The 17,456-nt window shown below is 62.0% G+C and carries 10 protein-coding genes; 5 read left to right on the top strand and 5 right to left on the bottom strand.

Annotated features, from left to right (window positions below; translation table 11 throughout):
• Positions 1-4: 4 nt before the first annotated feature.
• From C0456_RS05915 to C0456_RS05935, 5 genes are all read right to left on the bottom strand, one after another.
• Positions 5-1,615 (bottom strand): AMP-binding protein, encoded by a 1,611-nt coding sequence (locus C0456_RS05915; RefSeq protein ID WP_291049524.1) that lies wholly within the window; start codon positions 1,613-1,615, stop codon positions 5-7.
• On the bottom strand, positions 1,612-3,255 hold the full coding sequence (locus tag C0456_RS05920) for a carboxylesterase family protein (protein WP_291049527.1): 1,644 nt from the start codon (positions 3,253-3,255) through the stop codon (positions 1,612-1,614). Before C0456_RS05920 ends, C0456_RS05915 begins: the two co-directional genes overlap by 4 nt.
• Positions 3,252-4,628, bottom strand: a complete 1,377-nt coding sequence (locus C0456_RS05925) for an MFS transporter (protein ID WP_291049529.1) — start codon at positions 4,626-4,628, stop codon at positions 3,252-3,254. The genes C0456_RS05920 and C0456_RS05925 overlap by 4 nt, the downstream gene beginning before the upstream one ends.
• Positions 4,629-4,632: 4 nt before the next feature.
• A complete protein-coding gene (locus C0456_RS05930; RefSeq protein ID WP_291049532.1) occupies positions 4,633-6,909 on the bottom strand; it encodes a TonB-dependent receptor in 2,277 nt (758 codons plus the stop codon).
• Positions 6,910-7,058: 149 nt separating this feature from the next.
• Complete coding sequence (locus C0456_RS05935) at positions 7,059-7,691, bottom strand: TetR/AcrR family transcriptional regulator (protein WP_291049535.1); 633 nt, start codon at positions 7,689-7,691, stop codon at positions 7,059-7,061.
• A 466-nt stretch (positions 7,692-8,157) separates the two neighbouring features.
• Between C0456_RS05935 and C0456_RS05940 the strand changes: the two genes are divergently transcribed.
• The 5 genes from C0456_RS05940 (at position 8,158) to C0456_RS05960 (ending at position 17,230) form a co-directional block, all read left to right on the top strand.
• Positions 8,158-11,133: a TonB-dependent receptor gene (locus C0456_RS05940; protein ID WP_291049538.1), complete on the top strand. Its 2,976-nt coding sequence runs from the start codon at positions 8,158-8,160 to the stop codon at positions 11,131-11,133.
• A gap of 146 nt (positions 11,134-11,279) precedes the next feature.
• Positions 11,280-14,048 (top strand): TonB-dependent receptor, encoded by a 2,769-nt coding sequence (locus tag C0456_RS05945; RefSeq protein WP_291049540.1) that lies wholly within the window; start codon positions 11,280-11,282, stop codon positions 14,046-14,048.
• A gap of 99 nt (positions 14,049-14,147) precedes the next feature.
• Entirely contained in the window at positions 14,148-15,611 is a 1,464-nt protein-coding gene (locus C0456_RS05950) for a hypothetical protein (RefSeq protein ID WP_291049543.1), read from the top strand.
• Complete coding sequence (locus tag C0456_RS05955; RefSeq protein WP_291049546.1) at positions 15,520-16,203, top strand: sigma-70 family RNA polymerase sigma factor; 684 nt, start codon at positions 15,520-15,522, stop codon at positions 16,201-16,203. The genes C0456_RS05950 and C0456_RS05955 overlap by 92 nt, the downstream gene beginning before the upstream one ends.
• A complete protein-coding gene (locus tag C0456_RS05960; RefSeq protein WP_291049549.1) occupies positions 16,196-17,230 on the top strand; it encodes a FecR domain-containing protein in 1,035 nt (344 codons plus the stop codon). Before C0456_RS05955 ends, C0456_RS05960 begins: the two co-directional genes overlap by 8 nt.
• Positions 17,231-17,456 lie beyond the last annotated feature (226 nt).

The raw sequence follows: 17,456 nt of genomic DNA on the forward strand, positions 1-17,456 counted from the left end.
GCCTCTAGTCAGCCTGCAAGACTCCGAAGTCTGCCCTGAGCTTCTGTTTGTCAATCTTGCCGGTAGCGGCCAGCGGCATTGAGGAAAGGCGGATCACGGTGTCCGGAATCCACCAGTTCGCAACTTTTCCTTCCAGCGGCGCCAGCAGGGTATCATCGTCAATCTGCTGCTCGCCGCGCAGTTCAACGATGAGATGCGGACGCTCGCCCCATTTGGGATGGGGCTGACCGATCACCGCGGCGAGAGACACCTCCGGCAGCGCGCTGATGATTGCCTCTATTTCAGCTGGATTGATCCACTCCCCGCCAGACTTGATGAGATCCTTGGCCCGGCCGGTGATGATGAGGTGGCCTTCTTCATCAATCCGCGCCAGATCTCCCGTCGGGAACCATCCGTCTGCATTGGCAGCAGGCTGATCCTGCCCAAGATACCGTTCGACTACGGACGGGCCTCGCACCTTGAGATGCCCTTCGGCGCCACGTTGTTGCGGCAGAGGATTTCCGCCAGCATCCGTAAGGAGCAGGTCCATGCCAATGGCGGGGCGGCCAGAGAATTCCGGAGACCGCACCGGCGCGCCGGGCGGCATGATCACGCCCAGGGGAGAAAGCTCCGTCATCCCCCAGCTCGTCTGCACGATTGCGCCAAGGCCCTGCTCCAGCCGCTGCATCAGCGCAGGTGGCATGGGCGCGCCGCCCACAATGATCCGCTTCAGTGAGGGGATCTGAAGCCCCGTTTCGTCCAGATAATCCATCAGGCCGAGCCAGACGGTGGGCACACCGACCGCGATGGTGACATTCTCTTCGCGGATGAGCCGGGCGAGGCTCGCCCCATCGCTGCGCCGCCCCGGCAGGACGAGTTTGGCGCCCACCGCCGGGGCCGCGAAAGGCAGGCCCCAGGCATTGGCATGAAACATCGGAACCACTGCGAGCACCGCGTCCAGCGCCGTTATGGCCATGACATCGGCCTGCAGGGCACGGAGCGTGTGAAGATAGCTTGAGCGGTGAGTATAGGCGACGCCTTTGGGCGCCCCGGTTGTTCCGGAAGTAAAGCAGAGGCCCGACAGGGCCGTTTCCGGAAAGTTGCCCCAGGCGACCGGGTCGCCCGCACCTTCGGCCAACAAAGTCTCCAAGGATTCAACAGCCGCGCCCCCTGCCCCCGAACCTCGCTCCGCTTCAGGAGTATTGATGACGAGTATCTGCCTGATGCCAGGCGCCTCTTCCGCCACCTGTCTGGCCAGCGGCAGAAGATCGGCGTCTACGATCACGATCCGCGCTTCAGACTGGGTAACCATCGCGGCAAGATGCTCGGCGGTAAGGCGCGGGTTCAGCGTGTGGCACACAGCCCCCATTCCCATGACGCCATACCATGCCTCGACATGGGCGCGGGTATTCCAGGCAAGCGTTGCCACCCGGTCTCCGGGCTTGACGCTCCGGCGAGACAATAGGCCCGAGACCGCCCGGCACCGCGTTTCCAGCGCCGCATAGCCGATCCTGTCACTCGATGCATCTGGTGCGTCTCCGGCCGTGACAAGATCCGTGTACGGATGCCATTTGGCGGCATGGGTCAGGAACTTGTCAAGGGTCAGATCATAAGTCTGCATGCTGGCTAAATTCATGGGCAGCCATTTCCTGCGGGCGGAATGACCGGTGCCTTTACCCCGATATTCCAGCTCCAGAGTTGCAGGCCTTCGGCGCGTTGGCGGCACATGACTGTCTCATGCAGGTCAAACATGCCTGGGTCTAGATCGCTGGCGGGCTGCGGCGTGCCGGCAAAGCTCATATAAGCATTGCCGGGCGCAAAGGGGCGCCATTGCGGGGCGCCCGCTACTGCCGGCCGGCCATCGCGCGCGAACGAAACCCAATAGCCAAGCATGGCATCGGAGAGCGCCTGTTCTTCTGCGGTGTCCGGTATTTCTGGCCAGAAGCGCGGCTTGTTCCGCAGATTTCCGAACGCGTACGGTATCTCGGCTGCATGAAACCCCTTGAGGTCAAGCGCCGCTGCGGCCGGATAGGTATGATCGAAATGATAGAGATAGGCCGCTTCGCCGAGCGCGGCCTGATCCCGCACGAGCCTCGTTGCTGTCCAGCCATAAAGGGCATCGCGGGGCGCCGCGAGGGCAGATTCCACAAGATCTGACGACGGATAAAGCCGGAGATATTCCTCCGCGATATCCCCATACCGCTCACGGATGGCCTCTTCATAAGCCGCTTCGCTTTCCGGAACGGGCAGCATCAGGAAGCGCATGGAGCGGATTTCCCCGCTGTTGAAGCCCGCAAGGATCGGCACGGCAGCCTGCGCGCCGGCATCAAACGTGTCCACGAGTTGCCGTGGCAGGGTCTTGCCGTCCACTGTGCCCCAGGGCGCGTAGCCTGCCGCTGCGGCGGCGGCCGTCAGGGTTTCCCCATCCATGGCGCGCAGACCGGCAAGCGTGTTTGCGCCGGTAGCCTGGGCGATGTAGCTGCCCACATCCTCCGCCGCGAAGTGGCCATTCCGCGCTGCTTTCAGCTCCGGCGTCGGAATAAGATACGCGCTCTGGGCAATCGCCTTGTGGAAAAGCCCCCGCGCATCGGGCGCGGCCATGAGATACATCACGCTCAGCGCCCCGGCGGACTCGCCGGCAAGCGTGACATTCTCCGGGTTCCCGCCGAAGGCTGCAATATTGCGCTGGACCCAGCGCAGCGCCTCGATCTGGTCGAGCAGGCCGTAATTGCCGGACACACCGCCGGGCGACTCGGCGCTGAGTTCCGGATGGGCAAGATAGCCCAGCACGCCCAGCCGGTAGTTGATCGACACCAGCACCACGCCCGCCTTGGCCAGCGCTGTCCCGTCATAGAGGGGTTCGCCCGAATAGCCTGCCGTGAGAGAGCCGCCATGTATCCACACCATCACCGGCGCAGATGCGGCGTCCACCGGCGCCCAGATGTTGAGGGTCAGGCAGTCTTCACTCACTGATTCCGGCGGATTGGCGTAGATACTGCCTTCTCTGGGGCGCGGCTGAACACAGGCTGGGCCGAAATCAGAGGCGGAAAACACGGCCTCCAACGGGGCGGCGGGAACGGGCGGCTTCCAGCGGAGATCTCCGACGGGCGCCTCCGCATACGGAATGCCCTTGAAGACATTAACTTCGCCCACAGCGACGCCGGCAATCCTGCCAGCCGGAGAGCTGATGAGAGGGGCACTACCCTCTGCCTGCGTTGCACACGCGGCCAGCAGCAAACCCGCCAGGCCTGTAAGAATAGCACTCTTCCGTGTCATGACTTTGCCCTCTCTGCTTCTTCTTTCCGGATTGCGTGGGCCAGCCAGAGAAAGAGGAGAACCGCCACGCCGTAGAAAGGCGTCAGCGTATAGAATGCGAGTTGGAGCGAGTTTTCCGGATTTGCCGCCCGGAACATGTCACTGGCCATGCCGAGATAGGTCGGGCCAAGGCCAAGGCCGATCAGGTTCATGATCAGCAGGAGCAGCGCGCCGGCCAGCACGCGTTGATCCGGACGAACTTCTTCCTGCACCAGGGTGACGGCGGGCGAGAGATAGAAATAGTTGAAGAAGGTCGGCCCGATCAGGAACAGGAGCGCCAGCGGCCAGCCGGGCGCCCAGACGAAACCGAGGAAGAAAGGGATGGCCGCCGCCAAGCCGATAGCGGGCACCAGCGCATAGGCAACCTTTGACCTCTGGCCAAACCGGTCCACCAGCCAGCCGGACACATACATGCCCGCAGCAACCCCGACGCCGAGCAGGATCGAATAGTAGAGCGCCAGCTCCTGCAACGTCATGTCCTTCTCGCGCATCAGGAACAGCGTCGTGAAGTTCAACGTGGCATAGGTGACAAACTGGATGGCGCCGCTGGCCAGCGCCGTGAGGATCAGAACCGGCCGCATAAAGAACATCCGCATCGTGCCCCAAAAGCCAGAGCCGGATGAAGGAATCTTCCCTGCAGATGGCTCAAGGGAGGGCATGGGACCAACCGGCGCAGGTGTATCAAGCCTTCCCTTTTCCGGTTCAGGTACGAAGAAATAGACAAAGAGCGCTGTGGTTATTCCCACGATGCCGAGCGAGATGAAGGCTATGCGCCAGTCAAACGCCGCGGCCATGGAGGCCCCGAACGCAACCCCAAGCGCCATTCCAATGGGAGGGCCGAAATTGAACAGGGCGAGCGCCGTTCCGCGCCGCCCCGGAGGGAAGTAATCGGAGATGATAGCATAGGATGGCGGCACGCCGCCCGCCTCCCCAACGCCGACCGCCAGGCGGCCCACCACGAGTTGCGGATAGCTGCGCGCAAGGCCGCAGAAAAGCGTCGCCGCGCTCCAGATGGCGCAGGCAACCGATAGCACCTTCACCCGGTTCGTGCGGTCGGCAATCCAGGCGACGGGGATGCCCAGGATGCAATAGACCAGCGCAAAATAAAGGCCGGTGATCCGGCCGAGTTGGCCATCGGTGATACCAAGCTCATCCTGGATGGGCTTGGCGAGGATGGAGATGATCTGCCGGTCCAGAAAGTTCAGTACATAGACAAAACACAGAATGGCGAGAACGAACCAGGCCTTCCCATCCGGCCGCGCATAGGGCGCGGCCGGCGGGACAGCGGTTCCGGGCGGGGAGGCGGCCTGTACCGCGCTGTCTGGGCTGGGCATCGGCTCAGAACTCGTAGCTCAGCCGGACACCGACCGTCCGGGGACGGAGCCTGGCATAGCGCCCGTCAAGGAAGGCTTCCGGGTGGACATAGGTGATGGAACTGTCGTCCAGCAGGTTCTCGACATAGGCAACTGCTTTCCACTGGTCGCGCGACGCCCCGGCCTGAAGGTTCACGACCGTGTAGGCATCCGTGTAGTCGAAGGTGGGTGCGACGAGGTTCGGATTACCCGGCACGTTCGGGAACATGCCCGGGAAGTCGCCGACATAGGCTGCGGTTGCCGCAGCGAACGCATCGGTTTCGCCGCCCATCTTCCAGTCATAGCGGACGGTGGCCGACCCCTGGAAGGTCGGGAAGGAAAGCGAGATGCCTTCTTCGGCGCCCGACATGGCGGCCTCTGTCGGCGTCACGTCGGTGACTTCGGAATCGTTCAGCGATCCGTTGAGGAAGAAGCTGAAATTCTTCGCCGGATAAGCCGCGATTTCAAACTCGAGACCCTTGCTGACCGCGCCGCCGATATTGGTGGCGAACTGGACCTGGTCCGACAAGCGGTTTGCCTGCACCTGAATGTCCTGCCAGTCGATATAGTAGGCCGCGACATTTGCCGACAGCTTGCCGTTCAGCCAGTAGCCTTTCGCGCCGATTTCATAATTCGTCAGCGAATCGGAGTCTGCACCATTTGGAATGACGAGGTCATTCGGGTTGACGATACTGACAGCGCCGGCGCGTGCGTTGGCCACCGGGGAGCGGAAGCCGGTCGAAATAGAAGCATAAGTCGTGACATTCTCGACCGGCTTGTAGGACGCGCTGAGCTTGTAGGAGAACTTGTCCCCTTCGACCTTCAGGCCTTCCACCGCGGCGACAGGAAATACCGTGATCGGAGCATTTGTGACCCCGCCAAGGGCAAGCGCCAGATAGTTGCTGTTATAGCCGCCTTCATTGGTGAAGCTCTGCACGGAAGTCGTGGTGTAGCGCGCGCCGCCGGTTACCCAGAACCTGTCCGAGAAGCGATAGGTCAACTCGCCGAAGCCCGCCGTTTCGAACTGGTCGAAATAGCTGGTGAAGCGGAGGTAATATTCATCCGGCAGGCCGGTAAGACCGCGCGTATCGAGGAACTCCTGAGACGAGCGGTAGTCATAGGTGATGTCGCGGCGCTTGTTGAAATAGAAGCCGCCGATGATCCAGTCCCAGTTGCCACCATCTGCCGAAGCAAGGCGCACTTCCTGCACGAACGTCTCATCATAGCCGACGGCATCCAGAGCGAAGGGGATCAGCTGGCCGAACGTGCCGGCGAGGTCGACGATAAACTTTCCGTCGATGTTCGAGTAGGTCGACGAGCTGGTGAAATTGGCGAAGCCGAGATCATAGTCGAGCGCGAAGTTGTAGGTGGTGAAGTCAGACTGGAAGAGGTCCGGCCGGTCCGTCAGACGGACAAACTTGCCGCGGTTCGGATTGGTCAGCCCGGAATCATCGGGCTGGCTGTTTTCATGGATAACCATCAGCTGCATATCGAGCGCGTCGGTCGGTTCCCAGCGCAGGATGGCGCGGCCGCCATAGGAGGTCAGCGAGTTGGCGCCTTCGATGCCGGTGCCGATATTGTCCACCCAGCCTTCTTCGTCGCGGTAGAAGCCGACGACGCGCAGTCCCAGCTTGTCTTCAGCCAGCGGAATGTTGACCATGCCGTTATAGCGCTGGCGGAAAGCGTCGCCATCGACCAGGCCGTAATCAACCAGGGCGGAGGCTTCGAATTTGCGGGTGTTGGGCTTTTTCGTCAGGATACGGACAGCGCCGGACAGGGAGTTCGCGCCGAACAGCGTGCCCTGCGGGCCGCGCAGGATTTCCACACGCTCCACATCATAGAGGGTCGGGTCAAGGATGGTCGAGTTGCCGTTCGATGAAATCGGCAGTTCATCGATATAGATGGCGGTCGCCGCCTGGAGATTGGCGCCATAACCATTGGTGGCGATGCCGCGGGTCGTGAAATTGTTGAAGTTGGCGGTCGGCTGGTTGATCACGACGCCCGGCGTTTCGCGGGCAAGACCATCATAGCTGACAATCCCCTTCTCGGTCAGCGCTTCCTGCTGGTAGGCCGTGACGCTGAGCGGCACATCCTGGAGGCTTTCCTCGCGCCGGGTGGCGGTGACCACTACCTTGTCGAGGCTGCGCTGAGCCTCCTGCTCTTCTGGCCGGGCCGGCGCCTGCCCGGTTTCCTGGGCGCTGGCGCCTCCGAGCATGGAAAGAACGGCCGCCGCGCTCGCGGAAGCGAGAATTCTGATCTTCATGATGATCCTCCCTGAGGCGCCTCGTTGATGGGCGCTTGGGAGTTTGGTGAGCCATTCCGGCCTCGCTGTCAATATTCACTCACCCGTGAGTGAATATTATTTTCGAGCCATCGCCGATTCGCACGTCCGGCGGGCGCCCATCCACGCCCTCAGCTGCGCGAGGCGGCCGACTGTTTGCAGATATCGATGAAGCCGGCCGCCATGAACCGGGCCATGCGCTCCTTCACGGCCTCGAAATCATCCGACTTGCACAGCCCGCCCGACAAGCGGTCAATCCGGCCGGTGCGGGCCAGCGTGAGCATCAATCCGCCGGTGACGAAATGATAGCCCCAGAAAAGATCCACATCTTCGCATTCCGGCAGGGCCTGCTTCAGAATGCCCACCAGACGCAGAACCAGTTCGTCGAAATGCTCATCGAACATTTCGGCGCCGAGCGGCGTATTGGCCACCTGCGCGCCGAGGCTTGCAAAATTCCGCCAGCCTTCCCCGCCCTGGATGTAGAGATCGAGGTCGGTATCGAGAAACGCCCGCAGCGCGCCCTCCACGGTCGGCTTTCCGCCGCACGATGCCTCGTATTCCTCGAGCGCCTTCATGCGCAGCGACCGTGTCACTTCCGCGCGCCGTTTGAAAACCTCGTCGAACAGCTCCCGCTTGTCGGTGAAGTAGTAGTTCAGCAGGCTGTGGTGAACGCCGACCCGTTTGGCGACATCCCGAAGCGTGACACCGTGCAGGCCGTTAATGGAAAACAGATACTCGGCAGCGTCGAGAATCTGTTCGGTCATCTCCGCTCTCTGCTCGGCCTTCTTCGACCGTCTGGGTGGCTTTTTCGTTTCGGATGTCATGCCTTCTCCGGCGTCGGTTCAACAGGGACAGGGGCCGCCCGGCTGTCTCGTCCGACAGGGCTGCACCTGCACGCATCAGGTTTCTCGATCTGATTACCCACGTATCCTTAAGGAAAATCAACCGGGTCTATGTTGTAGCGGGTTTGCGAAAACACACCTCCCAAGCCCAAGATTTGCCGGGCCGCACGGTCAGGCTCAAAGGAGGCGTATCTCTCCTGGCTCATAGCTTGCGGGAGGTTTGCCCCTTCTTTCAGTGCGCCTGAGGGGGTCGCGAGCAGGCCGGCAGCAGGGCAAACGAATAAAACAGAGCCGTGAATCCGTCATGTACTGGCGTTAAGGAGAGGATTTTACGCCCCCACTCCTGACTTTCCCGGCAAGGCCTTATGAACTCTTCGCTTCTGGAAGCATGTGGAAAGCGCTCGAGCCCCTCTTGTCAGGGCCAGAGCGCGGCAGGTTCTGCTCGCGCCAGGCGGAACGCCCGGTCGATGATGGCATGAGATATGTCAGTTCCCTCCTGCTGGGCGCCGCCGCGCTCTGGACGCCAGCCGCAATGGCAGAGCCGCCCGCAGCAGGCCATCAGAGACAGGCGCTGGCCACAGTCGACATCCCTCAGCAGCCGCTCTCCTCGGCGCTCAGCGCTTTCGGCGCCCAAACCGGCGAAGTGCTCGTCATCCTGACACCGCCGGGAATGCTTGCTGGAAAAAGGGCGCCTGCGCTGAGCGCAACGGCGCCCGTGGACGATCTGCTGCGCGCGCTCCTGCTCGATACGGGCGTTCACTTTGAACGCGACCCGGCCAACGCCATTGTCATCAGCGAGGCTCCGGCAGCGCCCGCGCCTGCCCCCAATGGCGAACCCTTTGGCTTTGAAGCCCCCCGCTATCTCGCCCCGGTCGTCGTCTCCGGCAGCTATTTTGCCAGCCTCACCTCCGCCATTCTGCGGGAGCGCGCTGCCGGCAGCCTGATGGAAGCGATAGACGCCACCGATATTGGAAGTTTTCCGGCGCAGAACGCGGCCGAAGCCTTGCTGCGGGTGCCCGGCGTCAGCGTCTCCCGGGATCGCGGCGAAGCCCTGTTTGTCGGCGTCCGGGGCCTGCCCGCCAGTTTCCAGAGTGTCGCCCTCAACGGTGTGCCGCTGGCGGTTAACGAGAATGTACGCGACAGCAATCAGGATGGCCGGCAATTCCGGTTCGATATCCTGCCCACAGAGATCATTGCCGGAATTGACGTCATCAAGGCGCCCACCGCCGCCATGGATGAAGGCGCCATCGGCGCGGCGATCAATGTCCGCACGTTCCGGCCGCTGGACCTGCCAGAGGCCACCCGCGTGTTCACGGCGTCCGCGAGCCATACAGACCTGCCAGGCAGCACGGAGCCCAGGCTGTCAGGGATCGGCAGCTGGCAACATGCAAGCGGCAAGGCGGGCCTCATCGGCGCCCTCACCTACAGTGAGCGGAGCGTTCGCCAGGACCGGATTACTTTCGGAACCTGGGAGGAGATCGACCTGCCGGGCGAGACGGGCAAGGTTCTCGCGCCGACCTCCTTCCGCCCAACGCTGGAGCGGGAAGACCGCGAGCGCCTCGGGCTGAACACAGTTGTTCAGATTGAACCCCGCGCCGGGCTGAGCTTCGATGCCGAAGCCTTTTATGTGCGGCTCGACGGGCGCTACCGGGAGCTGACCTACTCTGCCGACCTCGATCCGGCGACGGTTGAGCCCGATAGTCTCCTCTTCCGGTCCGGCGTGGTGGTAGGGTTGACCGGGCGGGCCGCCAGCCAGATCGGCTATGAAGAGTCCTGGCTCACCCATGACAACCTGTTTCTGACGAGCGGGGTGCGCGTCGAAAACGGCAACCAGGAAATCAGTGCCCGGATCGCCTATGCCGAAGCGGGCAGCCAGACCAGGGCGCCCATTACTCGCACGCGCATTAACAGTCCGGATGTGGGCCGGGTGAGTTTTGAAGTCCCGGCGCTGTTTGAAGGCGTACCGGATATCCGCTTCCTCGACGGAGATCTGGAAGACCCCGGCCTGCTTGCCTTCCGCCGCATCGAATATCGGAACCAGGAAAGTCTGGATACCGACCAGTCCGCCCAGATTGACCTGCACAGCACCGTGGACCGCGGTGTCTGGAGCGATCTGCGGGCTGGCCTGAAATACCGCCTCCGGGAACGCGATTACCGCCGGCGGGACCGGCTGTTTACCCAGAACAGCGGGTCATTTTTCCCTGCATCCTTCTACCTCCCCTTTCCGGCCGGCAATTTCCTTGGCGGGGAAGCCGGTGAACTGCCCCGCCGCTGGCTGCTGCCAGACGCTTCGGCCTTTGCCGATGCGGCCAACTTCATCCCCAACTTCGAGGCGCCTTCCGGCGCCGACCTGCGCAACTCCTACAGCATCTCTGAGCAGATCTGGGCCGCCTATCTCATGGGGGAGTTTTCTGCCGATCCCGGCTTTGCCCGCATAAGCGGTAATGCCGGCATCCGTTTCAGCCACACCCATCAGGTATCGGAAGGTCACGCCTTGTCCGGCCAGACCCCAATCGCCGTGTCAGCCGAAGCCGATTATTCAGATGTCCTTCCGGCCGCCAATCTCCTCGTCAGCTTTGACCGGGGCCTTGATCTGCGGGCCTCAGCAGCGCGCGTGATCACGCGCCCATCCCTTGCCGACCTCGCCCCGCGTCTGACCCTCAATTCTTCAGGCCAGATCTTCGAGGCAGTCGGCGGCAACCCCGCGCTCAAACGCTATGAGGCCTGGCAGGGAGACCTGACCGCAACCTATTTCCCTTCAGAGAACAGCCGGCTGCACGCCGGGGTGTTCTTCAAAAAATTCGATACATTTGTATTTAATCAGACAACTGATATAGAGATCGATGGGCGTATCTATGCGCTGACGGCACCGGCGAATGGCGGAGACGCGCTGATCTACGGAACGGAACTTGCCCTGTCCCACCGGTTTGCGGATTTGCCCGCGCCTTGGAATGGTCTTGGCCTTGAGGCAAACTATACAAGGGCCCGCAGCAAGGCCACCTATGCGCCAGGCCTGTCAGACAGTCTTGAGAATGTGGCGGGCGAAAGTTTCTCGATCAGTGGCATCTACGAACAGGGGCCGCTTCAGGCCCGGCTGGTGTTCAACGCCCTCGGCGAAATTCCACAAGCGGTGGGAACAAATGATCCACTGGCCGCAAACACCGAAGGCTTCCGCACCCTTGACGGCATCCTCGGCTGGCGCGTGACCGGCAAGGTCGAGGTGTCGCTTGAGGCCCAGAACCTGACAGATGAAGCCCAGTATTTCAGTTCCAGGGGCGACCTGTTCAGCGGCTACACCCGCTATGGGCGCACCTTCGCCCTGACGGTCCGCTACAGAACAGATGCCGGACAAAGTCCTCATTAAACTTCTGAAATCTGCACCCTCGATGAACCTTTCATGAAGAATGCGCGCCGCGCGCAAAACTGCCCCGGCCCGCCCGTCTCCCCTCTGAACTTGCGGCGAACAATGCCGCGGGAAACCGGCCCGCGCCGGACAACAGGAGATGGACAATGTCGTTTGGAAAGTTCAACTGGTCGGGCTCTGCGCTGATCGCCAGCGTCTCAGGCGTGGCGCTGATCATCTCGGGGGCAGCGCATGCTCAGACAGCTGAGGATGAGCGCGTTCTTGAGGCGGTCATCGTTCAGGGCAGCCTCTCTGATGGCCTCAACCGCGCTCTGGACGTCAAACGCAACGCTGACTCCATTGCCGATGCCGTGGTCGCCGCCGATATCGGCAAACTGCCCGCTGTCAACGTCGCAGAGGCCCTGCAACGGGTTCCGGGCGTCACGATCGTGCGCGAAGCCGGCGAAGGCCAGTTCATCAGCGTCCGCGGTCTCGGACCCAACTTCCAGTCGGTTACCCTCAACGGCATGCCGATGGCCTATAACGAAAACATCCGCAATTCCGGCCAGTCCGGGCGCCAGTTCCGTCTGCAGGTGTTGCCGTCTGATCTGATCGACGGAATTGTGGTCACCAAGACGCCGACGGCCGATCTGGTTGAAGGCGGCATCGGGTCTTCGGTGGATATCCGCCTGCTCAATCCTCTGGAGCGCGACACATTCCTGAGCGTGAGTGGTTACGCTGGCTATGAAGAACGCACCGACAAGGTAAAGCCCAACGGCTCGATCGCCGCCGGCTGGAAGAATCCCGCCAACACGTTCGGCGTCATGGGCGGCCTGTCCTATTCGGCGCGCGATGTGCAGTTTGACCGTCTCCGGACGGGCTGGACGGACGCGACCATTGAGGGCCTCGGAACGGTCCGTATTCCCGGCGACGTCCAGCCCTATCTGGAACTCGAAAACCGCGAGCGGATCAGTGCCGTTGGCGGCATGCAGTGGCGCCCGACGGATGACCTCGAACTGGGCATCGACGGCTTCTACTCCCTGTTCAACAACGAGACGACTGAACGCCGGCTGACCTACTATATCCCCAGCCAGATTTCGCGGCTCGACCTGTCATCGGCTGTGGTGGAAGATGGCCGGCTGGTCGCTGGCACCATCAACGGCGCCCGCATCCGGAACTATGCCGAGTATCTCGATCAGGCGCATGAAAACACCCAGATCAACGCAAAGGCCTCCTATGACATCGCAGGCTGGACGCTCCAGCCGCGTTTCAGCTATGCCAGCGCAAAGAGCGATCTGGAAACGCCGATTCTCCGCGTCCAGTATCGCACGGCAAACGGGGCCGGCGGCAACCTCACCTTCGATTTCCGCGGGGATCCGGTTGGCGACGCGAAAATCCGTGCACTGTATACGGATCTGGACCTCACCGACCCCTCTGCAATGATCTTCGAGAGCCTCGCGGTTCGCCCGATCAATTCCGAGGATGAAGACAAGACCTTCACCTTTGACGCCACCCGCGATCTTGATTTCAGCCTTGCCGGGGTCAACGTCACCCGCTTCAAGGCGGGCGTTCAGGCTTCCGAGCGCTTCCGTGACTACCAACGCCGCGACCGCTCCAACACGGTTCTGCGTGACGGCGTAACGCGCACCGGGGCATTCCTCGGCGCGCCCGTTCCATCGAACGCCTTCGACCAGTCGATCGGTACGTTCCAGCCCTGGACGAATGTCGACTGGGATCTCTTCCGTTCGTCCTATGTGATCGCGGGCGAGTTTGACGGCGTAAACCCCAGCGCCAGCGCGCTGGCGGCCACCAGCGCTGACCTGCAGAACTCCTATTTCATCGAAGAGGATATCAAGGCCGCCTATGCGCGCTTTGACTTCACCTCCCAGGTGCAGGGCACACCGCTGCGCGGCAATTTCGGGGTGCGCTATGTGACGACCGACACGATGGTTGAAGGAACGATCGTTGCGCCGGTTGTGAATTCCCAGGGCAATGTGGTTACCCAGGTCACGCCGAGCCGTACGAGCGGCAGCTATGAGGAAATCCTGCCCAGCCTGAACCTCACCTTCGATCTTTCCGACAACTTCCTGTTCCGCCTCGGCGCGGCCAAGACGATGACACGCCCTTCGCTGTCGGAACTACGCAACTCCATCAACACCAACAGCGTCACCGTCACCAACATCTTCCGTCTCGGCGCCGCCGCGCTGGAAGATCCCACCCTCAACCTCAACGCCAGCGCCGGCAATCCGGAGCTGAGCCCCTACACCTCCTGGAATCTTGACGCCTCGCTGGAGTGGTACTTCGACAATTTCGGTGCGTTCACCGTCGCAGCCTTCCACAAAGACATTTCCGACTATATCGCCAACGACTTCCAGACCCGGACGCTCGCCTTCGCCGTGAATGATGGCAGCACGCTTCCGGTGGACATCCTGGTGGCCACGCCGGTCAACATTGGCGACGCGACGATCTCCGGCCTTGAATTTGCCTTCACCAACAAGCTTGAAATGGGGCTCGGCATCTCCGCCAGCGCCACCTTTGCGACCTCCAAACTGGAGCTCGACAAGCGCGGCGTCGGCATTCAGTCCGCCAGCATCCAGGGCGTGTCGGATACCAGCTTCTCGGTGACCCCGTTCTTCGAACGCGGCCCGTTCGAGGCCAATCTGAGCTATACCTACCGCAGCGACTACCTCACCGATTCCGGCGCCGTCGTCACGTCTCAGCCGACCCCGGCAGACGTTGTTGCCAACTATCAGAAAGGCTATGGAATCCTCGACTTCGGAACAAGCTATCAGTTTACGGATAAACTTGAAGTCTTCCTTCAAGCGGTCAACCTGCTCGACAGCCGCCAGACCTCCTTTGCAGGTTCGGAAGCTGAGCTGACCGAGATCCATACATTCGGACGCAGTCTGAACATTGGTGCCCGTTATCGCTTCTAGGAACTGTACTGCAAAATGCGGCGGCAGAAGGCCGCCGCAGACCAGCCGCAAGGCATGGCCGGGGGCGCAAGGCCCCCTTTTGCGCATCTGGAGAATATCATGCTGAACCGCCTTTTGATGATCAGCTGCGCGTTGCTGGTGACCGCCTGTACTCAGCTGCCGGAAGATACCCACACACCGCCCCCTGACAGAATGGAGTGGCTTGCCGGCGATCACCATGTGCACAGCCAGTACAGCGTCGGCTGGCGGTTCAAGGGCGAAAGCTCGGCAGTTAGCCCGCCCCTGGCGAGGATCGGCGGCGACGCGATCTATCCCATCGGCCAGAATGCCGAGATGGCGCGGGCCCATGGGCTCGACTGGATGGTGACCACCGATCATGGCGGCCCCTTCCACAGCCAGATACATTATGAGCAGGCCTATCCGGACGTTCTGGATGTGCGCGAAGCAATGCCGGATTTCTTTCTTTTCTACGGCATGGAATTTGATACGCCCGGCGCCGATCACGCGACCCTGATCATGCCCCATTCTCCGCTGGAGGCAGACCACCTATTCGACCTGGAAAGCCGTTACAATAAGCGCGAACCCTTTCCGGCCTATCCGGAAGCCGATCAGGATCCCCGCATGAATGCCGCGGTGGCGGCCATGGCCGCGCTTGATCCGGCGCCCGTCCTGATCGTGAACCATCCGTCGCGGTCCATGGTCAACGGAGCGTATGGAAAGGTCAGCCCGGAGAAGATGCGCCGCTGGCATGATATTGCGCCGGATATTGTGGTTGGCATGGAAGGCGCCCCCGGCCATCAGGCCCGCGCCGTGCGTCCCGACGGGCAGCTGGAGCCGACTGCGCCGCGCGGGGGCTATGAAGACGTACCCACCTATGGCGGATTTGATCCGATGACGGCGCAGATTGGCGGCGTCTGGGATGCGTTTCTCAGCGAAGGGCGGCGCTGGTGGGTGACGGCCACCTCCGACATGCATGTCCACTGGACCCATGGCGGTGACGAATTCTGGCCTGGAGAGTATTCCAAAACCTATGTTCTTGCCGAGCGCAGCTACGCCTCCCTGTTGGAAGGCATCCGCCTTGGGCGGATGTTTGCCGTCACCGGAGACCTGATCTCCGGGGTACGCCTGGAAGCGGAAAGCACGGCCGGCAGGCGCCCTGTGGTCCCCGGCGAGACCCTGACGATCCGCCCCGGAAGCAATGTGACCCTTGCCTTTTCCCTTCGAGAGCCGGAAGGCCCGAATTTCAACGGAGACCATCCTGAAGTTCAGCGGGTGGACGTGATTGTCGGTGAGGTCACCGGCCCGGCGTCTGACCCAAACGCGGATGCTGCCCCCAACAGCCGCATCGAAGCCCGCCTGTATCGGGATGATTTTGAAATTTCAGCCGACGGCTGGCTCACGGCCAGCATCACCCTGCCGCGCGTCGCCTCCGGCAAATACATTCGCCTGCGCGGCACCAACAACCGGGATCATGAACCCGGCGCCGATCCTGCGGGCGACGACCCCTGGGCTGATCTTTGGTTCTACACGAACCCCATTTTCATTTCTATGGAAGAGGAGTGAACGGGTGAATGGATCAGGTGGGGCGCTGCAGATGACCGAGGCCGGAAAACCTGCCGAAGGCGCCGGGCAGCGCGCGCTGCTGGAGCGGTTTTACCGGGACCACCGCGTTGGCCTTGTGGCCCGCCTGAGAAAGGTTTTCGGGCCGGGGCCGCCTTCTCCGGAAGATCTCGCCCAGTCGGCATTTGCCCGCCTTGCGGCGATGGATGATCTTTCCGTCATCAGAAACCCGAAAGCGCTCCTCTTCCGTATTGCGCTCAATTTCGGTTTCGACCAGCTTGACAAGCAGGCCGTCTCCCAACGCCTCTACGGAAGTTACAAAATTTACACAGAACACATGCAAATAGAGGCTCCCGAAACCGTCTATCTGGAAGAAGAACGTCTCGAACAAATTCACAAACTGATAGACACGCTTCCGGATTCCGACAGGGAACTCCTTCGCTGGTGCCGGTTGAAGGGGGAAAGCTTGAGCGCGATTGCAGCTGAAAAAAGCGTCAGTGTTTCCACGCTGTCGCGCCGTCTGGCAAAGGTCATGGCGGACCTCAAACTCCGTCTTGAAGAGGACGGCCAGAAAGGCAGGGACCGGCATGACTAAACCCGCCTCCAGGGCCGCTGAAGGCCTCGATACATCTCTGCCCATCGCCGAACAGGCCTTTTTCTGGATTGCCTATCTGGAAAGCGGCGAAGCGACGGATGAAGACTATGAGGCGCTGGAAGCCTGGCTCGACCAGGACAGCCAGCACGGCCCCGCGCTGCGCGACGCCAGATTGCTCTGGCAGGAGACAGGCGCGGCGCTCTCCCTGCCCGCCCGCGCGCCGTTGCCTCCGCCTTTGCACCGCCCTGCCCCGGCCAGCCGCCGTTTGCCCCGCGCCCCGGCCCGCTGGATCGCCGGCGCCGGCCTGCTCGCCGCATGTCTCGGCATCGGCCTCTTCATGATGCCGTTTACGGGTCTTGCGCCCCAGCCACCGGCAGCGACCACTTATATGGCCGCCCGGTACAGCACCGCAATTTCGGAAGTGCGCCGTTTCGCGCTCGAAGACGGCTCGGAAATTGTGCTGGGCGGTGACAGCGCGGTCGAGATCACCTTCCGCGACAACAGCCGCGACGCCGTTCTGCTTCACGGACAAGCCTTTTTCGAGGTGGCCCCCGCGCCCGCGCGCCCCTTCAGCGTCGCTGCGGGACCGGCCAGCGTAACTGTTCTGGGTACGGCCTTTGATGTCCGCAAAGGCCCCCGCCAGACCACCGTATCGGTCGTCTCCGGAACCGTTTCCATCCGCGCGCTTGACTCAGCGGCCCCGCAGGTTCTGACAGCCGGCCAGCGTCTGTCGGTAGACAAAGGCGGCGGGTTTGGCCCGCTTCAGCGCTTTGAACCAAGCCAGGTTCTCGGCTGGCAGGAGCTGCGCTTCTCCTTTGAAGACACCCGGCTTGAAGATCTCATCGCGGATCTGAACCGCTATTCGCAGCCCCGGATCGAGCTTGCAGATGCAAGCCTGCGGGACATCAACGTCTCTGCCTCCTTCAGCCTCGATCAGAGTGATGCCATGCTGGCCAGCCTCGCCGCCGCCCTCTCTCTGGAAATCGTGGAGGAGGACGGTCGGCGCATTCTGCGAAAGAAGAACTAAGCCATACCCCCGGCCGCCTGTTTGTTGGATCAGCCGCGACCGCAGGCTGTTCCTGCGCTGACCGGAAAATTGCGCCCGCGCCGGAACCGATGCGGGTTTCATGCGCTGTTGGCATAGCACGTACACGGCTCTCAGGGCCTGAGGTCCGATTCGCAACTGCGTGGGGAGAGAGTGTGCCGTTGCGATTCCGCGGCTGTAGGCATTGCCGCCTCCGCCCGAGACTGCC

The sequence above is a fragment of the Hyphomonas sp. genome, from assembly GCF_013823385.1.
In the GTDB taxonomy this organism is placed as follows: domain Bacteria; phylum Pseudomonadota; class Alphaproteobacteria; order Caulobacterales; family Hyphomonadaceae; genus Hyphomonas.